General features: G+C 49.8%; 1 protein-coding gene and 1 pseudogene. Both read right to left on the bottom strand.

The genetic code is table 11. The features are described from left to right. Positions 1 to 119 (bottom strand): annotated as a pseudogene (locus tag EZM41_RS11910) (tripartite tricarboxylate transporter permease); the annotation flags it as partial. 112 nt (positions 120 to 231) lie between these two features. Continuing rightward, a partial coding sequence (locus tag EZM41_RS11905) for a TRAP transporter large permease subunit (RefSeq protein ID WP_198471289.1) occupies positions 232 to 506 on the bottom strand: 275 nt, incomplete at its 5' end.

Below are 506 nucleotides of genomic sequence, written 5' to 3'. Positions count from 1 at the left end.
CCAAGGGTCAGCAGGGGCACCAAAGCACCACCTGTAACGCCGTTGTTAGCCGCCTCAGACCCAGCAACCCCCTCACTCCATCCCGTTCCAAATTTCTCCGGGTGTTTCGAGAATCTCTTAGCTTGCTCATATGGATGGGCGCGGTCCCAACAACCACCGCCGGCGAGTCGAGCCGGACAGGAGGAATCACCGAGGTAGGGATTTCAGAGAATCGAACCCCGTGAAAATAAGTCATGCACCACTTCCCCCTCTCATTTCGATAACCTTCCCGGCCAGTTTGTGGATTAGCGTACTCTTTATCGTGAGGTCCTGCTGTGCTTTTTCCACATCTTTAGGTTCGACGAAAAGGTCCTTCATCCATGGATTTTCTTTCAATATTTTCCACAAATCTGCCAACGATATCTCTCTATATACGAAACAGCCTAAAATCAGGGCATAAATGGCAGCTATGGCTGCAGCCTCTGTAGGCGTAAAAATCCCGCTTAAAATACCACCTATGAGAATGA

The sequence above is a fragment of the Acetomicrobium sp. S15 = DSM 107314 genome, from assembly GCF_016125955.1.
Lineage (GTDB): Bacteria > Synergistota > Synergistia > Synergistales > Thermosynergistaceae > Thermosynergistes > Thermosynergistes pyruvativorans.
This window is presented reverse-complemented; position numbering and strand designations above follow the sequence as displayed.